Annotated in this window: 27 protein-coding genes and 2 riboswitches; of the genes, 6 read left to right on the top strand and 21 right to left on the bottom strand. The window is 38.3% G+C overall.

What is annotated here, in order from left to right; genetic code table 11:
• Positions 1-192: 192 nt before the first annotated feature.
• From AC4BHA_RS15130 to AC4BHA_RS15115, 4 genes are all read right to left on the bottom strand, one after another.
• Entirely contained in the window at positions 193-954 is a 762-nt protein-coding gene (locus tag AC4BHA_RS15130) for a YjbA family protein (RefSeq protein ID WP_066101471.1), read from the bottom strand.
• Between the two features lie 105 nt (positions 955-1,059).
• Positions 1,060-1,830 (bottom strand): DUF2268 domain-containing putative Zn-dependent protease, encoded by a 771-nt coding sequence (locus AC4BHA_RS15125; protein ID WP_066101474.1) that lies wholly within the window; start codon positions 1,828-1,830, stop codon positions 1,060-1,062.
• 121 nt (positions 1,831-1,951) lie between these two features.
• A complete protein-coding gene (gene fabF, locus AC4BHA_RS15120) occupies positions 1,952-3,193 on the bottom strand; it encodes a beta-ketoacyl-ACP synthase II (protein WP_139891431.1) in 1,242 nt (413 codons plus the stop codon).
• 33 nt (positions 3,194-3,226) lie between these two features.
• Positions 3,227-4,162 carry a beta-ketoacyl-ACP synthase III gene (locus AC4BHA_RS15115; protein WP_066101479.1) on the bottom strand — a complete coding sequence of 312 codons (936 nt, stop codon included), beginning with the start codon at positions 4,160-4,162 and terminating at the stop codon, positions 3,227-3,229.
• Between the two features lie 185 nt (positions 4,163-4,347).
• Between AC4BHA_RS15115 and AC4BHA_RS15110 the strand changes: the two genes are divergently transcribed.
• Positions 4,348-4,593 (top strand): hypothetical protein, encoded by a 246-nt coding sequence (locus AC4BHA_RS15110; RefSeq protein ID WP_139063793.1) that lies wholly within the window; start codon positions 4,348-4,350, stop codon positions 4,591-4,593.
• A gap of 7 nt (positions 4,594-4,600) precedes the next feature.
• Here the strand turns inward: AC4BHA_RS15110 and AC4BHA_RS15105 are convergent, their stop codons facing one another.
• The 3 genes from AC4BHA_RS15105 to AC4BHA_RS15095 all read right to left on the bottom strand — a co-directional run bounded on the left by AC4BHA_RS15105 (position 4,601) and on the right by AC4BHA_RS15095 (position 6,400).
• Positions 4,601-4,789, bottom strand: coding sequence for a ComZ family protein (locus tag AC4BHA_RS15105; RefSeq protein ID WP_066101485.1), 189 nt, complete (start codon positions 4,787-4,789; stop codon positions 4,601-4,603).
• 76 nt (positions 4,790-4,865) lie between these two features.
• A complete protein-coding gene (locus AC4BHA_RS15100; protein ID WP_066101488.1) occupies positions 4,866-5,618 on the bottom strand; it encodes a Rossmann-fold NAD(P)-binding domain-containing protein in 753 nt (250 codons plus the stop codon).
• Between the two features lie 59 nt (positions 5,619-5,677).
• A complete protein-coding gene (locus AC4BHA_RS15095) occupies positions 5,678-6,400 on the bottom strand; it encodes an alpha/beta fold hydrolase (RefSeq protein ID WP_490558860.1) in 723 nt (240 codons plus the stop codon).
• A 264-nt stretch (positions 6,401-6,664) separates the two neighbouring features.
• Between AC4BHA_RS15095 and AC4BHA_RS15090 the strand changes: the two genes are divergently transcribed.
• Positions 6,665-6,856: a YjzD family protein gene (locus tag AC4BHA_RS15090; protein WP_066101490.1), complete on the top strand. Its 192-nt coding sequence runs from the start codon at positions 6,665-6,667 to the stop codon at positions 6,854-6,856.
• Between the two features lie 26 nt (positions 6,857-6,882).
• On the opposite strand, the gene AC4BHA_RS15085 is transcribed toward AC4BHA_RS15090, so the two are convergent.
• The 7 genes from AC4BHA_RS15085 to AC4BHA_RS15055 all read right to left on the bottom strand — a co-directional run bounded on the left by AC4BHA_RS15085 (position 6,883) and on the right by AC4BHA_RS15055 (position 13,114).
• The gene (locus AC4BHA_RS15085; protein ID WP_490558859.1) at positions 6,883-7,068 is read right to left on the bottom strand and encodes a YjzC family protein; all 186 of its coding nucleotides are present in this window, start codon (positions 7,066-7,068) and stop codon (positions 6,883-6,885) included.
• 46 nt (positions 7,069-7,114) lie between these two features.
• Complete coding sequence (gene argF, locus AC4BHA_RS15080) at positions 7,115-8,077, bottom strand: ornithine carbamoyltransferase (protein ID WP_139891435.1); 963 nt, start codon at positions 8,075-8,077, stop codon at positions 7,115-7,117.
• Positions 8,078-8,134: 57 nt separating this feature from the next.
• Complete coding sequence (gene argD, locus AC4BHA_RS15075; protein WP_139891436.1) at positions 8,135-9,298, bottom strand: acetylornithine transaminase; 1,164 nt, start codon at positions 9,296-9,298, stop codon at positions 8,135-8,137.
• Positions 9,298-10,068 (bottom strand): acetylglutamate kinase, encoded by a 771-nt coding sequence (gene argB, locus AC4BHA_RS15070; protein WP_139891437.1) that lies wholly within the window; start codon positions 10,066-10,068, stop codon positions 9,298-9,300. Before argB ends, argD begins: the two co-directional genes overlap by 1 nt.
• A gap of 14 nt (positions 10,069-10,082) precedes the next feature.
• Positions 10,083-11,309 carry a bifunctional ornithine acetyltransferase/N-acetylglutamate synthase gene (argJ, locus tag AC4BHA_RS15065; protein WP_066101503.1) on the bottom strand — a complete coding sequence of 409 codons (1,227 nt, stop codon included), beginning with the start codon at positions 11,307-11,309 and terminating at the stop codon, positions 10,083-10,085.
• A 25-nt stretch (positions 11,310-11,334) separates the two neighbouring features.
• Entirely contained in the window at positions 11,335-12,372 is a 1,038-nt protein-coding gene (gene argC, locus AC4BHA_RS15060; protein WP_066101507.1) for an N-acetyl-gamma-glutamyl-phosphate reductase, read from the bottom strand.
• Between the two features lie 535 nt (positions 12,373-12,907).
• Positions 12,908-13,114, bottom strand: coding sequence for a twin-arginine translocase TatA/TatE family subunit (locus AC4BHA_RS15055; RefSeq protein WP_066101510.1), 207 nt, complete (start codon positions 13,112-13,114; stop codon positions 12,908-12,910).
• Positions 13,115-13,352: 238 nt separating this feature from the next.
• On the opposite strand from AC4BHA_RS15055, the gene AC4BHA_RS15050 reads away from it, so the two are divergent.
• Positions 13,353-14,003 (top strand): MOSC domain-containing protein, encoded by a 651-nt coding sequence (locus tag AC4BHA_RS15050; RefSeq protein WP_257468969.1) that lies wholly within the window; start codon positions 13,353-13,355, stop codon positions 14,001-14,003.
• Positions 14,004-14,121: 118 nt separating this feature from the next.
• Here AC4BHA_RS15050 and AC4BHA_RS15045 read toward each other — a convergent pair whose 3' ends face one another.
• The 4 genes from AC4BHA_RS15045 to AC4BHA_RS15030 all read right to left on the bottom strand — a co-directional run bounded on the left by AC4BHA_RS15045 (position 14,122) and on the right by AC4BHA_RS15030 (position 16,697).
• Positions 14,122-14,592 (bottom strand): GNAT family N-acetyltransferase, encoded by a 471-nt coding sequence (locus AC4BHA_RS15045; RefSeq protein WP_254654683.1) that lies wholly within the window; start codon positions 14,590-14,592, stop codon positions 14,122-14,124.
• A gap of 183 nt (positions 14,593-14,775) precedes the next feature.
• A complete protein-coding gene (locus AC4BHA_RS15040; RefSeq protein ID WP_257468970.1) occupies positions 14,776-14,910 on the bottom strand; it encodes a hypothetical protein in 135 nt (44 codons plus the stop codon).
• Positions 14,911-15,132: 222 nt separating this feature from the next.
• Positions 15,133-15,235, bottom strand: a riboswitch (TPP riboswitch).
• A 65-nt stretch (positions 15,236-15,300) separates the two neighbouring features.
• A riboswitch (TPP riboswitch) is annotated at positions 15,301-15,402 on the bottom strand.
• 150 nt (positions 15,403-15,552) lie between these two features.
• Positions 15,553-15,861 carry a metal-sulfur cluster assembly factor gene (locus AC4BHA_RS15035; RefSeq protein WP_066101520.1) on the bottom strand — a complete coding sequence of 103 codons (309 nt, stop codon included), beginning with the start codon at positions 15,859-15,861 and terminating at the stop codon, positions 15,553-15,555.
• Positions 15,862-15,932: 71 nt separating this feature from the next.
• Complete coding sequence (locus AC4BHA_RS15030) at positions 15,933-16,697, bottom strand: prolyl oligopeptidase family serine peptidase (RefSeq protein WP_066101523.1); 765 nt, start codon at positions 16,695-16,697, stop codon at positions 15,933-15,935.
• Between the two features lie 130 nt (positions 16,698-16,827).
• Here AC4BHA_RS15030 and AC4BHA_RS15025 point away from each other — a divergent pair, with 130 nt between their 5' ends.
• The 3 genes from AC4BHA_RS15025 to AC4BHA_RS15015 all read left to right on the top strand — a co-directional run bounded on the left by AC4BHA_RS15025 (position 16,828) and on the right by AC4BHA_RS15015 (position 18,059).
• Positions 16,828-17,646 (top strand): Cof-type HAD-IIB family hydrolase, encoded by an 819-nt coding sequence (locus AC4BHA_RS15025; RefSeq protein WP_066101526.1) that lies wholly within the window; start codon positions 16,828-16,830, stop codon positions 17,644-17,646.
• A gap of 77 nt (positions 17,647-17,723) precedes the next feature.
• Complete coding sequence (locus AC4BHA_RS15020; RefSeq protein WP_066101530.1) at positions 17,724-17,864, top strand: competence protein; 141 nt, start codon at positions 17,724-17,726, stop codon at positions 17,862-17,864.
• Positions 17,865-18,059, top strand: coding sequence for a DUF3813 domain-containing protein (locus tag AC4BHA_RS15015; protein ID WP_066101532.1), 195 nt, complete (start codon positions 17,865-17,867; stop codon positions 18,057-18,059).
• A gap of 42 nt (positions 18,060-18,101) precedes the next feature.
• On the opposite strand, the gene AC4BHA_RS15010 is transcribed toward AC4BHA_RS15015, so the two are convergent.
• Genes AC4BHA_RS15010 through AC4BHA_RS15000 form a run of 3 tightly spaced genes read right to left on the bottom strand, consistent with a single transcriptional unit; the run spans position 18,102 to position 21,871 of the window.
• Positions 18,102-19,247, bottom strand: a complete 1,146-nt coding sequence (locus AC4BHA_RS15010) for a glycosyltransferase family 4 protein (RefSeq protein ID WP_139891440.1) — start codon at positions 19,245-19,247, stop codon at positions 18,102-18,104.
• A gap of 27 nt (positions 19,248-19,274) precedes the next feature.
• Positions 19,275-20,438 (bottom strand): NAD(P)-dependent oxidoreductase, encoded by a 1,164-nt coding sequence (locus AC4BHA_RS15005; RefSeq protein WP_066101538.1) that lies wholly within the window; start codon positions 20,436-20,438, stop codon positions 19,275-19,277.
• A complete protein-coding gene (locus AC4BHA_RS15000) occupies positions 20,435-21,871 on the bottom strand; it encodes an O-antigen ligase family protein (protein WP_066101539.1) in 1,437 nt (478 codons plus the stop codon). Before AC4BHA_RS15000 ends, AC4BHA_RS15005 begins: the two co-directional genes overlap by 4 nt.
• Between the last annotated feature and the right edge of the window lie 6 nt (positions 21,872-21,877).

The following is a 21,877-nucleotide window of genomic DNA, read 5'->3' as shown; positions in this document are numbered from 1 at the left end:
ACGTGCCTCCTCTTATGCTTGTCGGAGCTGAACAGTCGCCTCAGCTTTTTACTTAATCTAGCTTCGGCTCCTAGGAGCTTGAGTCATAAGCAAATACTCTGCGGGAGGGAAAAGCACCTCCCTCCGAGTATTCGTCTTATGCTCTTCGCTCCTGGGCAGTCGCCTCAGCTTTTTATATAAAAAAACCATCCATTACAGCATGGATGGTCGATCTCCTACTTCTATTTCCCAGAGCTTTTCGAAAAATGGTTGGCCTTTTATTAAACGTTCACATAACATGGCGTGTTTTTCTGACCAGCCTATCTTCATTTCCGAGTATAGCTTGTGCCATATTTCATCAAAATCCATTTTTAAAACTGTTGAATATTGTTCAGGCGCCCATTCTGTATACCAATAACGAATTTCAGCTGTATTGCTTGAACTTTTTAATTGATCAAGTACCATGAACAATAATTGCTTTAATTGACGTTCCTTGCGTGTTAACCCCAGCATAAAATCAGGAGATGGGGAAAGGATATGATACTCTTTCTTCTGATAATCTGTAATCATTGACTGATAGTCATACTGATGCGCATCCACATTACGTACCATATCATAAGCCAATTGCTCCTGCCTTGGAATTAATCTACTCTTTCGGATTGGTATGGTGTATCCTATCGTATCAATAGCAATGATGCCTGTCCCATCTGTAGCAACAAAACAATAATCCATCGGAAGTCTTTCATGATTCTTCCGAATATACGCCTTCTTATAAACATCCTGTAGAAGACTTGAAGGCAATTCCAATAAATCATTTTCAATGTAGTGAAAAAGAACCGGCTCCAACTTCAAAAGCGGAACCTGGTCAAGTAACTCAACCGTATCCTCTTTCCTCCACTCGTGAAAGCTGCAAATGTTATAACTGTTTTCTTCACCTTCAAACCAATTTACCCAAACATCATGGAGATACAACATTCCCGAATATCCCTCACTTCTATCCTATTTGTCAATCATTATAGGCAAGTTTCCTGTAAAATATTCCTTGTATGAGTGGCAAATTGATTTTCTTTGCATAGTGAATTATCCATTGATTATTTTATCAGTAGAAAGACCAATCATATCCCTAGTCTTCATGGAATGAAGATCTGCATAATCCTTTACAAGTTTGTAACCTGCCGCATATCCGGCCATTTTTGGCATTGTACCATGCCCAAATAACAACTTATCATGAAGGGGATCAGATCGCTTCATATCAAAGTTCGGTTTGAATTTTTCTGTAATCAGTTCTTCGATTTCCTTCGTTTGATAATTGGTTATCCAAGGCGCCAAATACGATTCACCGCAATATTCTGATACCGCAAATTCTGCAAGACCCTCCATAATAATAGAGTCTGCCAATCTATGCTTAACCTGCCCCCCCAGGGATTCCAATCTCGTTGTATGATGATATTCATGGACAAATAGAGCTTCCAGTTCTTTATCCTTCACCTTCTCCGATATAAATAAAAACAATTTATCAATGAAAGCAATCCCTGATTTATGTTTATTGGGAGAGCGAAATAAGCTGAACACTTCACTTGCCATCGGAAATAGGAAAATAGGAATATCCGGACCATCCCATGCTTTTTTATATTTTTTATGATAAAGTGCGATTCTATGCCACACCTTCCGTTCCTTCATATTTTGATATGTCTTGTTTGTTTTTAGGTTGGGCTGGTATAGGCCAATTCTATTTAAAACTTCAATTAGAACATGTTCTCGCATATTTACTGTGTCTAAAATATTCTCTTCTATTTTTAACCGATCATTAAAGGACTCCTCCAACCATTTATCCGTTCTGATAACTCCCATCCCATTCACCTATCCTGTTTATATTTGAATAGAGCATTATATGAAAGGATATATTTTATGGGAATCAAAATAGCCTCCCTTTTTGGTAGATGAACCAAAAAGAGAGGCCGCTTGAAGTTTTCTATCCGTTATATTTTTTAAAAACGATTGTGGCATTGTGGCCGCCAAATCCAAGTGAATTACTCATCGCACAGTCAACTTGGCGTTTTCTTGCTTCACCCGGGACATAATCAAGATCACACACGGGATCCGGTGTTTCAAGATTAATAGTCGGTGGAATGATACCATTCTTGATTGCCAAAACCGTATAGACTGCTTCAACGCCACCTGCTGCTCCCAATAAATGACCGGTCATCGATTTTGTTGAACTTACTGCCAGTTTATAAGCGTGATCACCAAAGACTGTTTTAATGGCCATCGTTTCATAGGAATCATTGTATTCTGTGCTTGTTCCATGAGCATTAATATAATCAATCTGTTCCGGATCAAGACCTGCATCATCAATAGCCATTTTCATCGCTCTTGCGCCACCTTCTCCTTCAGGGGCTGGAGCGGTTATATGATGGGCATCCCCTGTTGATCCATATCCGACAATTTCAGCATATATCGGCGCATTTCTCGCAATTGCATGTGATAATTCCTCAAGTACGAGAATGCCTGAACCTTCTCCAATAACAAATCCATCTCGATTTTTATCAAATGGACGGCTTGATGTTTTAGGATCTGGGTTAGAGGATAAAGCAGTATTCGCACAGAAACCAGCTACAGACATTTTCGTGATAGGGGCTTCCGCACCTCCTGTAATCATCACATCCGCATCACCGCGCTGGATAACTTTAAACGCATCTCCGATTGAATTCGTTCCTGTAGCACATGCTGTCACCGTACAGGAATTTACCCCTTTAGCTCCGAGAAGTATGGATACTTGTCCTGCAGCCATGTCCGGAATAAGCATCGGCACAAAAAATGGACTGACCCTACGATAGCCTCTTTTTTGAAATGTTTCATATTGCTGTTCGAATGTCTCCATGCCGCCAATTCCGGAACCAATCCATACACCAACACGATTTGCGTTCTCAGGAGTAATCTCCAATTTAGCATCCTCAACTGCCATTTTTGATGCTGCAATCGCATAATGGGTGAACCGGTCCATTTTTCTAGCTTCTTTCCGATCAATAATATCTGTTATCTCAAAGTTTTTTACTTCCCCCGCTGTCTTAGCAGGGTACTCATCCGCATTAACTCTGGTTAATGGCCCGATTCCTGAAACTCCGGCCACTAAGTTTTCCCAGTTCTCCCGGATAGTATTGCCTAAAGGTGATATGGTCCCCATACCTGTCACAACTACACGTTTACTCTCCATTACAATCTCTCCTTGAGTTAATCTCGGCTTTTCTTATTTGCCCCATCGCATCGCAACTGCTCCCCATGTTAAACCGGCTCCAAAACCAACTAATACGAGCAAATCACCGTCTTTTATTTTTCCTGCTTCCACTTCTTCAGCAAGCGCAATCGGAATAGTAGATGACGATGTGTTGCCATATTTATGAATCGTTTTGGACATCTTTTCAATTGGAAGCTCCAATCTTTGTCTCGCAGCTTCCATAATTCGTATATTTGCTTGATGCGGAATTAAAAAGTCTACATCCTCTTTTGTCAAACCTGCTTTATTTAAAACATTGATGGATGATTCACCCATTTGTCTAACTGCAAACTTATACACTTCCCGGCCATTCATCGTGAGATAATCTTGCTTTTTCTCTAAATGAATGCCACCAGAACCGTCCGCTCCAAGCTCGAAAGATAGAATGCCCTTTCCATCACTGACAGGACCCAATACTGCTGCTCCTGCTCCGTCTCCGAATAGTACAGCCGTATTACGGTCATTCCAATCCGTAATTTTTGAAAGCTTTTCCACACCTACTACCAAGATTGTGCGATAGCTGCCTGTCCTAATAAATTGACTTGCAGTTACAATTCCATAGGTAAATCCTGCACAGGCTGCACTAATATCCATAGCTGCTGCATTAACTGCGCCCAATCTTTCTTGAATCATACAGGAAACTGTAGGAAAGGATTGGTCCGGTGTGACAGTTGCCACTAGAATTAATTCAATTTCCTCAGCAGTCACTCCAGCATTCTCCATCGCCCTGACTGCTGCCTCGTAGGCCATATGTGAAGAATCAACGGTATCATCGGCAATTCTTCTTTCTTCTATTCCAGTGCGTGTTCGGATCCATTCATCTGACGTATCAATCTTTTTTTCCAAATCAAAGTTTGTTACCACGTTTTCAGGAAGATATTTGCCAATTCCGATTATGCCAGCATTCATCCTTACACCCCTCTTGCTATATTCATCTGATTATATTATTTGATATTATGACTTGGTACTAATTCTAAAAGAAATCAATCCTTATTGCAACAAATTTTCCGAAAAAGATGAATGAATGTCCATACAAGCCAGCAATATCAACATACATTAATTAGTAAGAATATGTGAAAAACGAGGTGAATGTCTTGAACAATGATCATAGAAACAGGTCAGACAATCAGGAGGCTTTTAATCGATTTATGTTTGGTGATCGTCATACGAAAAATCAGGCGAAGGAAGATCCTCCCCCTGAAGAACAGCAAGCATCCAATATTGATTTCACTAGACTGATGGAACAATCTGATGTTCTAATGTCCACTATCAGCGAGTTGAGTCCTTATTTCAAAAAGATTCCATCCCTTATAAGTAAATTTACAAATTTAATTAAGTGAAGGACTTTCACTCACCTTTTTTTAAACGACCATCTTTATATCCTTTTTCATAAGCCTCATCCATAACCGTAAAGAAAATGTCCATAAATGGCTGTAATTGTTGACGATCTATATCTAAGCCCGCTTCACTTAATTTCTTTTTGATTTCTGAATAGTGTTTCATGCCCATTGCCATATATTCAAGCTTCCTCTTCATGTTAACCACCGCCTTTCCAAATAATTGTAAAAACCCCTTAATCATGGTAGAAAGGGGCGATTATATAAAAAGTATTCTAATAGCTCATGAGGTTCCTAATCCTTATATGCTGCTTAACTAAATTGATCCCCACATGCGGGGATATTTTTGTTACCGCTAAATATTCCCTAATGTTCAGCTTTTGAAGGTCAGGATTTCGCTTTTCACCAGTTTCTGCGATAATCCGATAACCAAGCTCTTTTAATAAAAGGTGCCAATGTTCTTTTATATCAGATTGAACCTGGTAGATTCCATGCTCAAATTTTGATATTTCAAAAATAGCTGTAATGGCATCGCTTATATAGATAGCATCTCTTTTGTTTTCTAAATCATATAGCTCAAAAGGAAATTGAGATTGACTAAGACAATTGTAAAAGACGGTATTTTCCGGCTGCCATGGACCGTATACGGTTGGCAATATGATAGTGGTATCCACTCGATTAGGAATATCCTTGTTAACCAATCCCTCTTTATCCATACCTACATAAATAAACGTATCCTCAATTTTTTTAGGGATTTTTTCTACATATTCAAGCCATTTTTCACACTCATTATCCATATCAGTAATATAAAAAAAATAGCCATCCTTTATTTCATTAATAACCTGATCATGTTTCTTTACTTTGAAATTTGAATTTCTACCTAAAAATAATTCTTTTTCTTCCTTTTCTTTTGGATCGACCAAAACAGGTAAATCCACCCCAATAACCTCTACACCCTCTTCCATTAACCTATTGCATATCTCAAATCCAACAAAGGAATACGGAGACAGAACAATATGTTCAGGCATATAAAAACCCCCTGTCGGTTTATATAAATGTATTAAACCAACCCGAGGGTTATTCAGATTTATAAATCTTTTTCATGGTTTTTAAAAAAGGAATTGATTTGATAAGGAATAATATATCTTTTTTCCGGTGTAATATACTTAATTTCTGATGAAGGATGATTGTTAATGAATGAGCTATATTTAACCGGCAGGTTGCTTTCCAGCCTATCGAGGACGTGCACGATTAAGACCGGCATATCTTTTCCTAATGTCGTATCCGGCTTCTTCTCCATCCATTCTTTAAATGTATGATCATTCAAATGGTAGGCTTGGTACAATTCTTTTTTCATTTTCTTAAAGAAAAATTTATTTATTTCTTCTTTTTCATAGCTCTGTTTTACGGATAATATGGGATTTAGTAATACAACAGATCGTACTCTTTCTTTTAATTTATGACAAATTGTATCTAACACCAACGCGCCAGTTCCTTCCGCTATGATATGAATTCTTTCGTTTACGATTTCCTTGCGGATAAAAAATGCATACATTTCCATAGCTAAATCTGCAGCTTCAGCATTACCCCAATGCGCACCGGATAAATAAGAGCTAAAAACCGTATACCCTCTCTTCAACAGATACTCAAGCATTTGTTTTTTGCCTGGATGATCCAGCCAAAAATTAGCTTTTTCATTTATATAATGCTTATCTCCACCGAGTAACATAATGGCAAAGCCACTCGGTTGTTCCGGGTAAAAAATGGTTGTCCATTCTTTATTCAGTTGAAACGTTTTGTGATTTATCATAGCTTTCCCCTCAAATAACCTTAGTCCATGTTAATGTATGTCACTATAAATCAATTTGTCCGGGCTATTTATCTCTCTGATTGCTTAGAATAACCATTTATTTTTTAACTTGTATTCATAATCAATTGCATTTTGGGCTATGTTATGATAAAACCCAAAGTAATAAAGTACAAACCATATTTACCTAAATAATTTAAATTGTTTCCAGTGTTACGTATGGTATGATAAAATAATAACGGATTGTAGATGAACGGGGTGAGAAAATTGAAATATATTTTGACATTTATATGGACATTTGCATTAACACATATGGTGATTTATGTAACAAGCTCAATGGTTGAAGGCGGTAAATACGATTTCAATACAGCTTCCATTCTTAGTGTGGTCATTACCCTATTAATTTTAGTGGTTTCAGCTGTAATACCAAATGATCCGGTACAGGAATCCGGACATTAATTCATTTTCAAAAAAGGGCCGCTAATTTAGCGGCCCTTTTTTGATACATATGTCCAATGACGATCATCATTGGTTGTCTCAGGAAAATACTCTCCTGCTTTCAGCTTAATCTTCCTTGGGTTAACGACATTGCTGCCAGTCTCCCCTATTTCGATATATTCACCATTATTTGGTGCCTTTTGTCCATGTTTAAAATGACGATTCTGTCCCAAAAAAATCCCTCCTTTTGTTCTAGAATCCCCAATTATTGTTCAACTATTAGTTAGGTTTGACCATTAAATCAACCAAAAGTGCTTTTTGAGCATGTAAACGATTTCCCGCCTGTTTAATGACAATGGAATTAGATGAGTCAATAATGGAAGATGTCACCTCTTCACCGCGATGTGCTGGTAAGCAGTGCATAAATAAATAATCGAGTTTGGCGCCAGCAGCCAATTGCTCATTTACCTGAAATTTTTTAAAATCTTCCAGCCTTTTTTCATTTTCTTTTTCTTGGCCCATGCTGGTCCAAACATCACAATAAATAACATCAGCTTCCTTAACAGCAGCCTCTGGATTGTGGGTCAGTTCTATTTTCCCTCCATTGATTATTGCTTCAGTCATAGCTTTCTCGACCAAAAGAGGATCTGGTTCATAACCAGGAGGCGTTGCAATCGCAATTTGCATACCCGATTTAACAGCAGCCATCATCAAAGAATTGGCAACATTATTCCCATCACCGATATAAGCGAGCTTGATTCCCTGGAGAGTTCCTTTCTCTTCCTTAATAGTTAACAAGTCAGCCAATGCCTGGCATGGATGCTCAAGGTCAGTCAATCCGTTAATAACCGGCACACTGGAGCTTGTTGCCAATGTTTCCGCTCTATCATGGCCAGTAGTACGTATCATGATTGCATCCACATATTCTGATAACACTTGTGCTGTGTCTGAAATCGGTTCACCTCTGCCAAGCTGCGTGTCATTTCTACTTAAGAAAATGGCATGACCCCCTAGCTGAAGCATGCCTGCTTCGAAAGAAACCCGTGTCCTTGTTGAATTTTTTTCAAAGATCATCCCCAATATTTTCCCCTTTAATGGGGTATCCAAATATCCTTTATTTAGCCTTTCTTTTAAATCCATTGCGAGCTCCAATAATTCATTCAATTGCTGCGCCGTAATGGCTTCCATGGATAAAAAATCTTTTTGACTGATTATTCGTTTAGTTCCATACAGTAGTTTCATATCTGCCTTTCCTCTCACTTGAAATTTATAGACTATACGAACGAGGCATCAGATAACTTAGGCCTTCGTCATTGTTAGATTGGTTTTGCATACTTCCTTTAAAATGGCTAAAGCTAATAAAAGCTCATCTCGTGAAACAGTCAACGGAGGAAGCAAACGAATCACATGCGAGCCGGCTGGTAAGACAAATAATTGATGTTCAATTATTTGTTTAATATAGGGAGCTACTTCTTCCTTTAATTCAATCCCGATCATCAGACCCTCTCCCCTGATCTCTTTTATAACCGGGATATCCTCGGCTGCTATCTTCAGTTCACTAATAAACCACTCAGCTTTATCTCTGATTTCTGCTAAAAATTGAGGATTGCTTATTTGATTCAACACCACTTTGCTTGCCGCCAATGATACTGGATTTCCGCCAAAGGTAGAACCATGAACACCTTTGCCGAATGATTCTTTCAGCTCTTTTTTGGCTACCATCGCACCTATGGGCAGACCATTAGCAAGACCCTTAGCTGTGGTCACAATATCCGGTTTGATTCCCTTATACTTTAAATAAGCATAAGGATAGCCTGTTCTCCCATTTCCCGTTTGAACTTCATCAATAATCAGCAATATATTGTTCTCATTGCATAGTTGGTTAATACTCTTTAAAAAGCCCTCATCAATAAGAATAATCCCGCCTTCACCTTGAATGATCTCTACCATAATAGCCGCCACATCTTCATCTATAGCCTTATGGACTGCATCAATATCATTAAATGGAACATAAACAAAGCCTTCCAGTAATGGGCCAAATCCATCATGGATACTACTTTGTCCAGTAGCAGCCATTGCTCCAAATGTACGACCGTGAAAAGATTGTTGGAATGTAATGATTTTCGTTTTTCCAGTTGCTCTTCTGGCCAGCTTTAGTGCCGCTTCATTTGCTTCTGCACCGCTATTGCAAAAGAAAACACCATCCAATCCGGTAAGCTCGTTCAGCTTTAATGCCACTTCTTCCTGGATGGGAAGCTGAAACAAATTGGACGTATGCCAGAACAGTTCCATTTGTGCCTCGACAGATTTTTTGACTTCATCATTTTTATGCCCGAGATTAACCACACCAATACCGGATGTAAAATCAAGATATTTCTTTCCGCCCTCTGCTTCAATCCATGAGCCATCCGCTTTTATTGGTGTGATATCCCATTTTTTGTAGACCGGTAATAGCGCAGACATCACATCACCCTCTCCTCAGCTCCAAGGAATGTACCCTGCCATTTTTCATCAGCAAAGAATCTGGATACACCGCTTGTAATTAATATTGTTGACGCACCTTGCTTTTTAGCAGATAAAGCAGCCTGCACTTTTGGAATCATCCCACCATATATCGTTCCCTGATCAATCATTTGGGTGATTTCTGATTCTGTTATATGCTCAATGGTTTTTGTACCATTCCTTATTCCATTGACATCCGTTATAAAAATGCACATTTCAGCTCTTAGGGCTGCCGCAACAGCACCAGCAGCGGAATCTGCATTTACATTAAGCTTTCGTCCTTCTTTTGACATGGAAATCGGGGTGAGTACGGGATAGACCCCATTCGATAACAGACTCTCTAAAAGATGGCTGTTTACCTTTTTAATCATTCCTACCTCACCAAGCTCTGCTTTATTAATATACTCCGCCTCTAATATGAATCCGTCCGACCCATTTATTCCGATTGTTTGAAACCCTTTTGATTGTAATTTATGCACAAGCTGCCTATTCGTCTTCCCAGCAAGGACAAGCTCTGCTATCTCAAGGACCTTGACAGATGTTTTTCTTAAACCCTTTTCAAACTGAACAGGGATCTCAAATTTAGCGAGCATATCATTTATATCTGGTCCGCCCCCATGGACGAATACAAACGAATATCCTTTATCCTCCAGTTCCCTTAAACTATTGAAAAAATGATCGGTTAATTGATCAATAATGCTTCCCCCGCATTTGACAACAATTATCTTCATCCAAACATCTCCCCTTAAGTTCGATAGCTTGCATTAATTTTTACATAATCATACGTAAGGTCGCATCCCCATGCAGTTCCGGTGCCGAGTCCATCTGTCAATTCGATTCTGATTTGGACTTCATTGCCTAGTAAATAATCACGAGCTTTTTCCTCATCAAAAATAATGGGTGCACCAAAATGGAGAACCTCCACCGGTCCGAAAAAAATGCTTACCCGGTCCTGATTAAAAGGGATATTGCTTCTCCCCATCGCTCCGACAATCCTGCCCCAATTGGCATCGGCCCCATAAACAGCTGTTTTCACTAAATTTGATCCTATGACTGTTTTTGCAAGTGCTTGAGCCTCTTGGTCTGTTTCTGCTCCTTTTACAACCACTTCAACCAGCTTGGTGGCACCTTCACCATCACGCGCGATTTGTTTTGCCAACGATTCGGAAACCTCTTTTAATAAATATACAAAGCGATTCCACTCCGGATGCTTTTCAGAGAGCATTTGATTTTCTGCCATTCCATTTGCCATAACAACAACCATATCATTGGTTGAAGTATCTCCATCGACTGTAATTTGATTAAACGAAACATTTGTCACAGTTCTTAATGCTCTTTGCAAGGAACTCTGTTCCACATTTGCATCCGTTGTAATAAACCCAAGCATCGTTGCCATATTAGGATGAATCATGCCAGATCCCTTTGCCGCTCCTCCCATTGAAACGACAACCCCATCGATTATAGTTTGAAAAGCACAGCTCTTGGTCTTTGTATCCGTTGTCAGAATAGCCTCTTCAAAATGTTCAGCTCCCGCCTCCTGATCTGTCAAATGAATATTTTCAATTCCGGTGCATATCTTATCAATCTCTAAAAATTCACCAATCACTCCAGTAGAAGCAACCGCCACGTAGGACGGAGGTATGTGTAATTTATCCGCTACATGTGATCGCATACAATAGGCATCCTTCAATCCACGTTCTCCGGTACAAGCGTTAGCGCACGCACTATTTACTACGACTGCCTGCAGTTTTCCTTCTATTTTCAAACTTTCCTTAGTAACAAGGATTGGAGCTGCCTGGTAAGTGTTTAACGTATATACGGCTGCTGCATTCGCTGGAACAGTCGAATATAAAATAGCTAGATCATTACGCGCGTAGCGTAAACCTGCATGGATTCCTTCTGCCTGATACCCTTTTGGTATAAGAATACCTCCTTTTACTGCCTTAATGTCCCCATTCATTAGCACCTTCATAGATTATCTCCACTCCCTTTGTTCCTTAAGGATAGACTGGATAAAAACGTAAACCTTCTGTTTCTTCAAGTCCCATCATAATATTTGCGTTGTGAATCGCTTGGCCTGCTGCTCCTTTGACGAGATTATCAATTACAGAAACGACGGTGACTCTTCCTGTCCTCTCATCCATTCTGAAACCTATATCGCAAAAATTGGAGCCATACACTTCCTTTGTCGATGAAAAGCTATTTTCACCCCTATAACGAATAAAGAATTCATTTTGGTAAGCTGTTAGAAAAGCATTATGAATATGTTCAGCTGTTACTTCAGGCTTTACCTTTGCATGCATCGTCACCATTATTCCACGTGTCATAGGAATGAGATGAGTAGTAAACATAATAGGCGCCAGCTCAGAGTCCCATTCTGATAATTGTTGCTCTATTTCAGGTATATGCTGATGTTGATGTACTTTATAGATTGATAGGTTATCATTTACATGGGCATAATGTTTCGAATCATTACTCTTTTTACCTGCTCCTGAAACACCTGATTTAGCATCAATAATAATGTCAGATGATTCAATTAATTCATTTGATAAAAGCGGAACCAATCCTAACAAAGTAGCTGTCGGGTAACAGCCAGGATTTGCGATTAAACGGCTCTCACGGATTGCTGCCCGATTCCATTCAGATAGTCCATACACACTATTTTGTAATAAATCGTTTGATGGCGGTGATCCTTTATACCACTTTTCATATAATTCTCCGCTTTTCAACCTATGATCTCCGGATAAATCTATAATTTTCAAGCCTTTCTTATACAGTTCCGGAACAAGTTCCTTTGATACGCCACTGGGCATTGCCAAAAATACAAGTTCACTTTGTTTAGCAATTAGCCCTGGATCCACTTCACTTAAAACATGGGGAATCAGTCCAAAATGCTGTCTATTTTCATGATCAAGTCGATTACCTGCACTCGAAGATGAATATACAGCCGTTAAATGGAATGTTGGATGACTCGAAAGTAAACGTATTAATTCCATTCCACTATATCCTGTAGCCCCTACAACAGATACATTCATGTTTCCACCCCATCCATTGATTGTATATTCTGTAATATCTATCTATTATAGTATGTATATTTATAAAATCAAATGTATTTTTATTTATTTTCAGAAAAATAGTCATCTGCCTAATGTATATAGTTCAAAATATATAACTTCATCATCATTAAACTATGTCAAAGGTAGTATTATGACCTTGATTACTTTTCCATAAATTTTTCAAACAATTACCCCTTACCTTTCATTTTATAGTCTACAAATGCTGTTATTCACTGCCAGACAGGTTAAATAATGACCTAATTATTTATTCGTCGCTTTAAAAGCTATTCATTTAACAAAAAAATAAAAACTCCATTTTGAAAAAAGATTCAAAATGGAGTTTCCTTTATACATAGTTATATAAAAAGATTGTCTTTTACTACTATATCCTCATTACCGTGTACTCTATATATTGCTGCATCTTTGGGCACTACTCTAGGAAGAAACTAAAAACCACCCCTGCCTGCAAAATAAAGGGTGGTTTATCATAGTACTTTTTAATTTTTATGAAACATTAAGGATTTGGCGTTTTCTCAATATTGACCTTATTGTTCTTTTTAACTTCATCATCATCTTCTATTATATCTTTTGTAGCATTTTTAAACTCTTTTAATGTTTTCCCAAATGCCCTTCCTATTTCAGGAAGCTTTGATGGCCCAAATATCATTAATGCGAGAACTAATATAAGAATAAGCCCAGGTACTCCAATATTTGAAAACATATTATTCTCTCCCATCTCAATCTATCTCTACTAAACATTAGCATGTTCACATAGCTATCCTACCATTCTCTTCATTGAAAAACAAATAATGGAATTTCCTTATTATTAGTTTGCCAGGTATACTTTTCCCTAAGGGTATGGCACTATTTTTAATTTTGTAATAAGTTGCGTCTATGCGGAATAGACTGTCTTTATTTTTGCTATTATTAAAGAAATAAAGATGAGAGAGGGGATTAGCTTGATCAGCGGAACAATCGAGTCAATACGTGTAGGAAAACCTGCATCTCTGCATTATAAGAGTAAAGTTGTACAATCTGCTATCTATAAAGATGAAGTCCACCATCCCATACATGTTTCAAAGACCAACTTAGAAGGTGATAAACAAAGTGACCTTAATCATCACGGAGGTCCTGATAAAGCAATATGTGTATATCCCTCAGAACATTACCCTTACTGGTCAGAGAAAATCGGACAATTATTTAAAGCAGGGGATTTTGGAGAAAATTTAACTATATTTGGATTAACGGAGGATAAGGTTAGGATTGGCGACATTCTTAAGGCAGATGGCTGCCTATTTCAAGTTACCCAACCACGGGAACCCTGTTATAAAATTGCCGCTCGGCATAATATAGACCAATTACCTTTTTGGATTAGAGCAAGTGGCTATTCGGGCTATTATTTACGAGTTTTGGAGGAGGGTATCCTTACTAAAGGTTCTGTCATTGAAATTATCGATCGAGCCCCACAGAGCATTACGATTGCATATGCCAATCAAATTATGTATCATGACTCCAGCAATAGAGAGGCCATCCAAAGTATCCTTTCCGTCGATGCTTTATCAGAAAGCTGGAAAGAGAAATTTAGTAGGGTCTTAGCTTCGGCTAAATAATATACATCTTTTATGGAGACTGGCCGTCACATTCATATGCCCAGTCTCTAATTCTTCATTATTATAGATAAACTGCAAATATGAAATCACTTCCCAAAATGATATGCGCTACTACCTACTACTTATTTAATTGAAGTTTTCTTTCTAAACGAATCATGTCCCGGCATAACATACCATTTTCATAGATTGGCTCAGGATAATTCCTACTAAAATAATCATGATCGATACCCATAATTCTAAAACCAACCTTTTGATAGAGTGCAAGTTGATAGATACTGGAATTTCCAGTACCTATTTCTGCGATGCGATACCCTTTGGCAGCTGAAAACGAACAAGCATACTCAATCAGTGCCTTCGCATATCCTCTGCCCCGCCATTTTTCATCTACGGATAGATTCATAATTTCTACTCGTTCCGTTGTTTTTGGAGTTACAATAATAATTCCTGCTATATCATCATCACTAAGAAGTTCAAAGGTATAGCCTGTATCGCTATATTTTTCGATTTGCTGTCTTGAAGGATCTGCCTCCATTAACAACCGCCAGTGTTTTTCGGTAATTTCCGTACATATGCGAATATTCCCTATCACTCTTCTCTATCCCTTCTTCTATCCTTCTCTTCTGTGCATGGTTTTAGGATTCATAAATACCTATATTAACTGTAAACCATCTATCTATAATCTTCCTATATTCTTGATCAATTCACCAAATCTTTTTTCTAATATGTAAAAAGGCGATTCATTGCTATATAGCTGATCGCCTTTTTACAGGAATTAAATGCTTTCCTCCTCATCATGATAAGCAATCAGAATAATATCTTGGCCTAATTGCTCGCTGAGTTTTTCCTGGTACTCATTTAATTGCCTTACCTGTTCTTCATTTAATTGGACTAGGTCATATTCACGCATGTTTGTTATGCCTCCTATCAAGAATAATAGCGGAAGAGATTCTCACTCTTTCACTTTTATCCTTCCCATAAACCCTAATTCATTTCATGATACTTAACATACAAACTGCTGCTTAAACGATTCGACCGCTTGAAGTGGATAATCACTTAAAGCAATAGCAGAAACAACAGCCACTCCATCTGCACCAGGTATTTCCTATACTAAAAAAGGGTCTCGCATCAACAAAGTGATGTTATCGCTCCCTACGTCAGTATTAACTGTACAGGTTCAAAGGGTCAGGTTTTAACCTTCTCAACTCGTAATTTGAGTCCCCCCGCAATCAACTATTTAATTGGAAACAAAAAAGCTCTTCTATACATCTTAAAAGAGCTTTTCGCACATATCGAGTAGACTTATGTACTTCATGCTCCCTGCGCCAGTATTAACTGACAGGTTCAAAGGGTCAGGTTTTAACCTTCTCAACTCGTAACAAGAGTCCCCCTGCAAATAATTTGATTATTTTAACTTTATCAGAAATAAAAACCAATTCCAATAGGACCAACCGATTCTATTAACCCAGTTGATATTTGAATATCTTAAAGATATTTTTTTTCATAAAAAAGAGAGCCTTAAACTCAGCTCTCCAAATATATTCAATCTTTATTATTGTATACCCAAGGCAATTTTCGCATAACGTGACATACGATCCTTTGTCCATGCCGGTGTCCAAACAATGTCTACTTCTACGTTTTTCACTTCAGGCAATTCCTTTAATGCATAACGTACTTGATCGACAATGGTACCTGCCAATGGACAGCCCATCGCGGTTAAGGTCATCGTTACTGTCACATCGCCTTCGTCGGTCATATCGACATTATAGACTAGGCCTAGGTTTACTATATCAATTCCCAATTCAGGGTCCAAAACTTCTTCCAATGCACTCATAAGGCTATCTTTCATATCTTGATCCATGTTAAATCTCCTTCCTCAACGTTCTTGTTTCAATCCTACCAAATTTCACTTAATCTGACCATTCTTAATCCTTATACAAGATTCTCTTCTATCCAGTTAACGGCCTGCAGTAATCCACTTCTAGTAACAGCATGACCGGCCGTCTTATCAGATATGTAAGTAATTCTGCCAGAATCTACTTTTTCCTGGAGGTTTTCAACAAACGCACGGCCACCTGCAATCGGTACAATAGGATCCTTTTCCCCATGCCAGAAGAAAAGAGGGCGATTATTTAGTTTATCGGGCTGCAAGGATAAATCAAGTTCTTCAAGAGTACTGAATACTTTCAATTTCTCTTCCTCCGTAAACCCTAAATCAATCCCCTGTTTTTCAAATTCCTCCACTTGATACTGCGCAAACTCTTTATATTCCGGGTTTCCCATCAGACTGACTCCCACACGAATCCAATCATATTGAGTTAGTGCGCCAAGTGTCGTGATTGCACCCATAGATGTACCGCCAAGACCAATACAATCATAAATCGCTAATCCATGCTCTGTAATATATTTTTTGATCATATGCAATTCTTTTATAGAGGAAATAACAATTTTCCAAAATGAACTCGATAAATCCTTCTTCATGTCCCGTTCCTCTCGTTCACCGTGCAAGTATGCTTCAGGCAAAAATACTCTAAACCCCTTTTCCGCCAGAAGATAAGCATAGTGCAGATTATGCTCTTTTGCACTGGTAAAACCGTGAAGAAAAATAAATCCGGGGAGAGGTACATTATTCATATCCTGCTTACCTACTATAAGCATTGGAATATGTTCAACATATACTTTCTCTACTTGTATCATTATTATTCCCCTTCTCTATATATTTTTTTACAAACCAAACGATACCATTAAACGGCTATACTTGTTATGATATATAAAATAGGAATCTAAATGGAATTAATTCAACTTATAATTTTAGAAGGAGAGCCATATGTCAGATAAACATTTAATTGTACTTGATCTAGATGGAACATTATTGAAAGATGATAAAACCATTTCTCCACGTACTAAAAAAGTATTGCAAACATTACAAAATAATGGTCATGAAGTGATGATTGCTACTGGGAGACCATACCGATCCAGTGAACCTTATTATCGTGAAATGCAATTTAAAACCCCGATTGTGAATTTTAATGGAGCTTTTATTCACCATCCCCTCCATACAGGCTGGGGCATGCATCATTCGCCGCTAGATATAAAAGTGGCAAAAGACATTGTGGAAGCTATGGACGATTATCGTTTACACAATATTATTGCCGAGGTAAAGGATGATGTGTATTTCCATTACCATGATGAAAAATTAATTGATATTTTGCATCACGGCAGCAGCAATATAACTACAGGTGATCTACGCCAATTTCTACAGGCTTCCCCTACTTCGATGCTTATTCATTCCGATGAAAATGATGTCGCCGGAATCAGGAAACACCTTTCGGATGTCCATGCTGAAGTCATTGATCACAGACGCTGGGCAGATCCATGGCATGTCATCGAAATCGTTAGAAATGGAATGAGCAAAGCAGTTGGTGTTGATTTGGTATCAAAAGATTTAGGAATTTCCAGAAAAAATATTATCGCATTTGGCGATGAAGATAATGATCTAGAAATGCTTGATTATGTAGGAACCGGCGTAGCCATGGGAAATGGTATTGAACAGCTGAAAAATGTTGCTAATCACATTACATTATCAAATGAGGAAGATGGAATTGCAGTCTTCCTTGAAGAGAAATTTAATATAAAATCTGCGTGACTAACATAATCTCCGTCTGGTTATGATAGATATGACTCTTCCTTTCGAGTCACACCTTGAATGCAGGAGGTACTTCCATGGGAAAAAGAAATAAATCAAAGCGCTTTGTTCAACAAGGTAAAACTGCTGTGTCTAAACATAGTGAGCGATTCCCATATCGTTTAACGATGGCTGAGGCTGAAGAGAATCAAGATTCTTCTACCTGTGGAGGACTGTAAATGCGCAATGAATTATTTAGTCGGGCTCAAAAAGCTGTGGAATTGGCACAGATAGAAAGCTCTAATCAACAGGAACTAATCACTAAAGCACGCAATGAGCTATCTTCTGCATTTGCGAATTCAACACTGGCTGAGCAGGCGCAACTCCATCAAATGCAAGATGTGCTTGACTCCCTAGAAAACAGCATTCAATAATAAAAAGAGAGGGCACCAAGGTACACTCCTTGCGCCCTCTCTTTATTTCACTTTGCTTGCCAATTTTGAATGGGTATCATTTGCCTCTTTATGAATAGATTCATACAAATCAATGAACCTTTCCACTACTGCTCCCCAAGAATTTTGCCTAGCCTTCTCTACTCCTGCCCGCCTGACTTTTTCCATATCTTTGTTGAATAAAACTTCCTTAACCTTTTGTTCAACAGAATCGACATCATCGAAAGACAACAAATAGCCATTCTTGCCATCCTGAATCATTTTTTCAAAGGAGGGGATATTGTTCAGCAATGCTACCCTTCCCGCTGCCATCGCCTCTAATGAAGATAACCCAAAACCTTCATATTCGGAAGCGGATATAAAATAGGACGCCTTGGCCATTTCCTCGAGGAGTTCCTCTTCAGATAATGCCTCACAAATAGCCACATGATTTCCAATTTCATATTCATCGATAAGTTTCTCTAACTCTCCCTTTAAGTTATCATAATCCCTTCCCACAATGGATAGGTGCACATCTGGGAATTCTACCTTCAGCTTCTTAATCAAAAGCAGAAGCTTGTCTATTCGTTTGTTCTTCGAGAATCTTCCAACAAAGATAAACCGATTCGGGTACCCATTTTCCTCTGCAATCGTATGATAATGGTCAAAGTTTATTCCGCATTCAATCAAATCTAGCCTCTCAGGACAGATTGGTCGAAATGATTTATAATCATTTTCACTGACAGCGACAATCCATTTCATATTCTTCAAACTATACTTCGTTACAGTATGGAAGTGAAGCTTTTTATAAAGGTAAAACTTCTTCGTGTGAAAGAACCCGCCATGTGTAGAGAGAATCATCGTTTTTTTATGAAATGGTTTTAATCCAGCTAAGTAATCGAGCAGGAAATCAACCCCATGGATATGAATTAAATCAAATTCAGAGATATAGTTGACAGCAGATAACGCAATCGGATATCTCCGCGAACCGAAATAAGGAATTCTCTTGATTTTAATCCCATTTATAATGGCAGAATCGGAAAATTTTTCACCATTTGAAAAATCTGCATTTAACGTTAATACTTCCGAATAAATCCCTCTTTCTTTTAGGTGGACGGCCAAGTTTTCCACATAATTTTCCATACCGCCAATAACTGGTTTGTATTGTCTGATGACATGGAGAACTCTCATGATGATTCACATCCTCTCATATATTCATTAAATTTCCTGCAATAATATGGACTGTTCTTTTATTTCCATCCATGCCCTATAGGCCAGACTATCGTCTATTTCAACATGTGAGAAGGTCAGTATTTCCCCTTCTTCTACAGGTTTTATAATCCTTACCGAATCTAAGAGTCCAATTGGTATATGGTTAGGCTCATCTTCAATCTTTAACGCTTTCCCTCTCACTTCAAAACTTCCAATGCCTCTATTGATGACAGTTCCAATATTCAGCTTCTTCTTAGCAATCGATCCCATGCTATAGGATGGAAAACAGCTATTATTTAATAATACTTCTTTCTTTTCAAAAACCCTTCTTATTGTTTTGACCACTTCAAGATGGCATAAATGAAAAGGCTGGATAATCGTATAATAAGGACCATCCCCTAGCTTCATATATTGAAGTGCATTACGCTGCCCCTGCATATCCAAATGCTTAGCCGTAATAAATACCCCAGCAGGAGCCTTTGACGACAGAACATAATCGCTGATTGGATATCCTAATTGATCAGCTTCTAATGCGAGTGCATTAGCCCCCTCCTGTAAATCTTCCGCGCTTATTCCCATTATCCCTGATGGCAAAAACTTTGTATTAAGCCCATTTGCCACAAGTGTTTGTTCAAACTCCACTTTCGTTCCATCAGTAAACGAGGTAACCATCTCTAAGCTGATTTTATTTCTATTCGACCAATAAAGCATATCCTTGGGTGAAGGATTAGGATTTAAAAATCCTTTTATATTGCCAAAAACCATTGGTTCAAATCCCATCTGAAGAACATTTTCTCTTAAAGCCGCCAAACAACCAGGCTGGTCTCCTTCTGCTTCTGTAATGTAACCTCGTTTGGCAAAATAGGAGCCTGTTGTAACTTGCAGCTCCGTATTCATTGTCACGACAGGAATTCCTGCTTCCATCACCTTAGCAATCATATCGGTGCCAAACAAAACATCCCCTGTACACTCAACAATTACATCTGAATGCTCAATCACCTCATCGACTGAATGGGTCAGTAAATCAGGATATCGGTAATCTCCTCGAGTATCTACCCTACTTCTTGTTAATACCTTTGTCACTTCTATATCATTAAATAAATGTAGTGCATTTACTAAACCTTTCCCAATAAACCCGCTTCCGATAATGCCCACTCTTTGTTTCATCATCTATCCAATTCTCCCCCCGGTATGGTATTAAGTCTTCTCTTTTCTTTTCTTATGAGAAGGAAATAGCTTGCAATTAAAGCAGCATGAAACCACACGAATCCCATTCTAAATCCATTATTGAAATTGAAATCAACTAAGATAAAAATACTAGCTGCTAAAAAGCCAAGAGGTATGAAATTAGATTTATGATAAACAGACAGAATCATCCAGGCGGCCCTTCCAAGAATCAGCAGGAAAATAATCAGACCAATGATACCCGTATCAAACAATACGGTTAAAAAAATATTGGCATTCCCTTTCCCAGCGTTTAATTCCCCTCCATAAATATACTCCTGCCTAATATCATCTCTCATTGATAATTCCGACATTCCGCCGCTGCCATTGCCGACTAGCGGATGCTTCGGGATATAATCAAGCATCAGCTGGATTGATGCAAACCGGCTGTCTGCTGCTCCCTGGTCGGTTTCAAGACTTGTGCTTGGATTGAAGCGATCATATACCTTCATGAAAATGTCCTGGTTTATGATGAAGAGTACCATCGCCCCCACAATCATAATAATGGCTGAACTCGCAAGCAGTTTAATCGCTCTCATATTTTTTGTGATAATTAAAATAAAGAGTATTGCTACAATTAAGGATAGAATGCTTGCTCTGGCCATACTGATAAATACACCTACAAAACACATAAACATGCCAATCAAAATAAAGAGCTGTGAAAATAAACGGGAATCCTTTCTTAAATACATCACGACAAACCAGACAGCGGAATATCCGGCAAATAAGCCATACCAGTCAGGTTCATGGGCAAATGATGATGGTCTAGGAATTCCTATCTCTTCATAATGGCTGAGCCCAAATTCAAATCCAAAAAAGAATCCAATCCATTGCAGGATTCCGACAAAAGTTACAATAACACCCGAAATAATGGTGTATTTCAAAATCTTGTCAAAGTAAGAAAGTCCTTTACTATAGATGCATTGCACAGAAATAAAATAGAATAGGTTCAAAAATAGTTGCCCAACGACAGATTCCCAGAAATCCCCCACACTGATTAAATGGCCAATACTAAAAAAATAGCTGAAGACCCATAAATTAATCAGGATAAATAAGGGGGCATGTACAATTTCCCGTCTAGAGAGCAAATATTCAATCGCAAACTTTAAAAATAATGCTAGAAACAATATTTGAAAGATCCGTATATATGATCCCTGAAAGGTAATAAACGATCGGTCAATAAAAATGGACAGGGCAATGAAGGTGAAAATTCTCTCAACTGATAATGGAAAGAAAAAAATGACCGCTATAATCAATATGATGATAGGTAAATAGACAAGCGGTAAGGCAGCAAAGACTCCAACGACCATCGCAAGAATGACCGCCATTGCTATTTGAATAAACTGCCGATTATTGGTGTTCATGAGCAAGCTGTTCACCGATCC

Source organism: Pradoshia sp. Z3_51 (assembly GCF_058215915.1).
This window is presented reverse-complemented; position numbering and strand designations above follow the sequence as displayed.

Bases quoted from the DNA above. Each gene is read 5' to 3' on its own strand.
- AC4BHA_RS15025 (WP_066101526.1), top strand. From the start codon at position 16,828: ATGTCAGATAAACATTTAATTGTACTTGATCTAGATGGAACATTATTG.
- fabF (WP_139891431.1), bottom strand. From the start codon at position 3,193: ATGGAGAGTAAACGTGTAGTTGTGACAGGTATGGGGACCATATCACCT.
- AC4BHA_RS15095 (WP_490558860.1), bottom strand. From the start codon at position 6,400: ATGATAAATCACAAAACGTTTCAACTGAATAAAGAATGGACAACCATT.
- AC4BHA_RS15030 (WP_066101523.1), bottom strand. From the start codon at position 16,697: ATGATACAAGTAGAGAAAGTATATGTTGAACATATTCCAATGCTTATA.
- argC (WP_066101507.1), bottom strand. From the start codon at position 12,372: ATGAATGTATCTGTTGTAGGGGCTACAGGATATAGTGGAATGGAATTA.
- AC4BHA_RS15035 (WP_066101520.1), bottom strand. From the start codon at position 15,861: ATGGATCAAGATATGAAAGATAGCCTTATGAGTGCATTGGAAGAAGTT.
- argJ (WP_066101503.1), bottom strand. From the start codon at position 11,309: ATGAAGGTGCTAATGAATGGGGACATTAAGGCAGTAAAAGGAGGTATT.
- AC4BHA_RS15055 (WP_066101510.1), bottom strand. From the start codon at position 13,114: ATGTTTTCAAATATTGGAGTACCTGGGCTTATTCTTATATTAGTTCTC.
- AC4BHA_RS15130 (WP_066101471.1), bottom strand. From the start codon at position 954: ATGTTGTATCTCCATGATGTTTGGGTAAATTGGTTTGAAGGTGAAGAA.
- AC4BHA_RS15125 (WP_066101474.1), bottom strand. From the start codon at position 1,830: ATGGGAGTTATCAGAACGGATAAATGGTTGGAGGAGTCCTTTAATGAT.
- AC4BHA_RS15020 (WP_066101530.1), top strand. From the start codon at position 17,724: ATGGGAAAAAGAAATAAATCAAAGCGCTTTGTTCAACAAGGTAAAACT.
- argF (WP_139891435.1), bottom strand. From the start codon at position 8,077: ATGAAACTACTGTATGGAACTAAACGAATAATCAGTCAAAAAGATTTT.
- AC4BHA_RS15040 (WP_257468970.1), bottom strand. From the start codon at position 14,910: ATGCGTGAATATGACCTAGTCCAATTAAATGAAGAACAGGTAAGGCAA.
- AC4BHA_RS15010 (WP_139891440.1), bottom strand. From the start codon at position 19,247: ATGAGAGTTCTCCATGTCATCAGACAATACAAACCAGTTATTGGCGGT.
- AC4BHA_RS15005 (WP_066101538.1), bottom strand. From the start codon at position 20,438: ATGATGAAACAAAGAGTGGGCATTATCGGAAGCGGGTTTATTGGGAAA.
- AC4BHA_RS15015 (WP_066101532.1), top strand. From the start codon at position 17,865: ATGCGCAATGAATTATTTAGTCGGGCTCAAAAAGCTGTGGAATTGGCA.
- argD (WP_139891436.1), bottom strand. From the start codon at position 9,298: ATGTCTGCGCTATTACCGGTCTACAAAAAATGGGATATCACACCAATA.
- AC4BHA_RS15100 (WP_066101488.1), bottom strand. From the start codon at position 5,618: ATGCCTGAACATATTGTTCTGTCTCCGTATTCCTTTGTTGGATTTGAG.
- AC4BHA_RS15115 (WP_066101479.1), bottom strand. From the start codon at position 4,162: ATGAATGCTGGCATAATCGGAATTGGCAAATATCTTCCTGAAAACGTG.
- argB (WP_139891437.1), bottom strand. From the start codon at position 10,068: ATGAAGATAATTGTTGTCAAATGCGGGGGAAGCATTATTGATCAATTA.
- AC4BHA_RS15105 (WP_066101485.1), bottom strand. From the start codon at position 4,789: ATGAAGAGGAAGCTTGAATATATGGCAATGGGCATGAAACACTATTCA.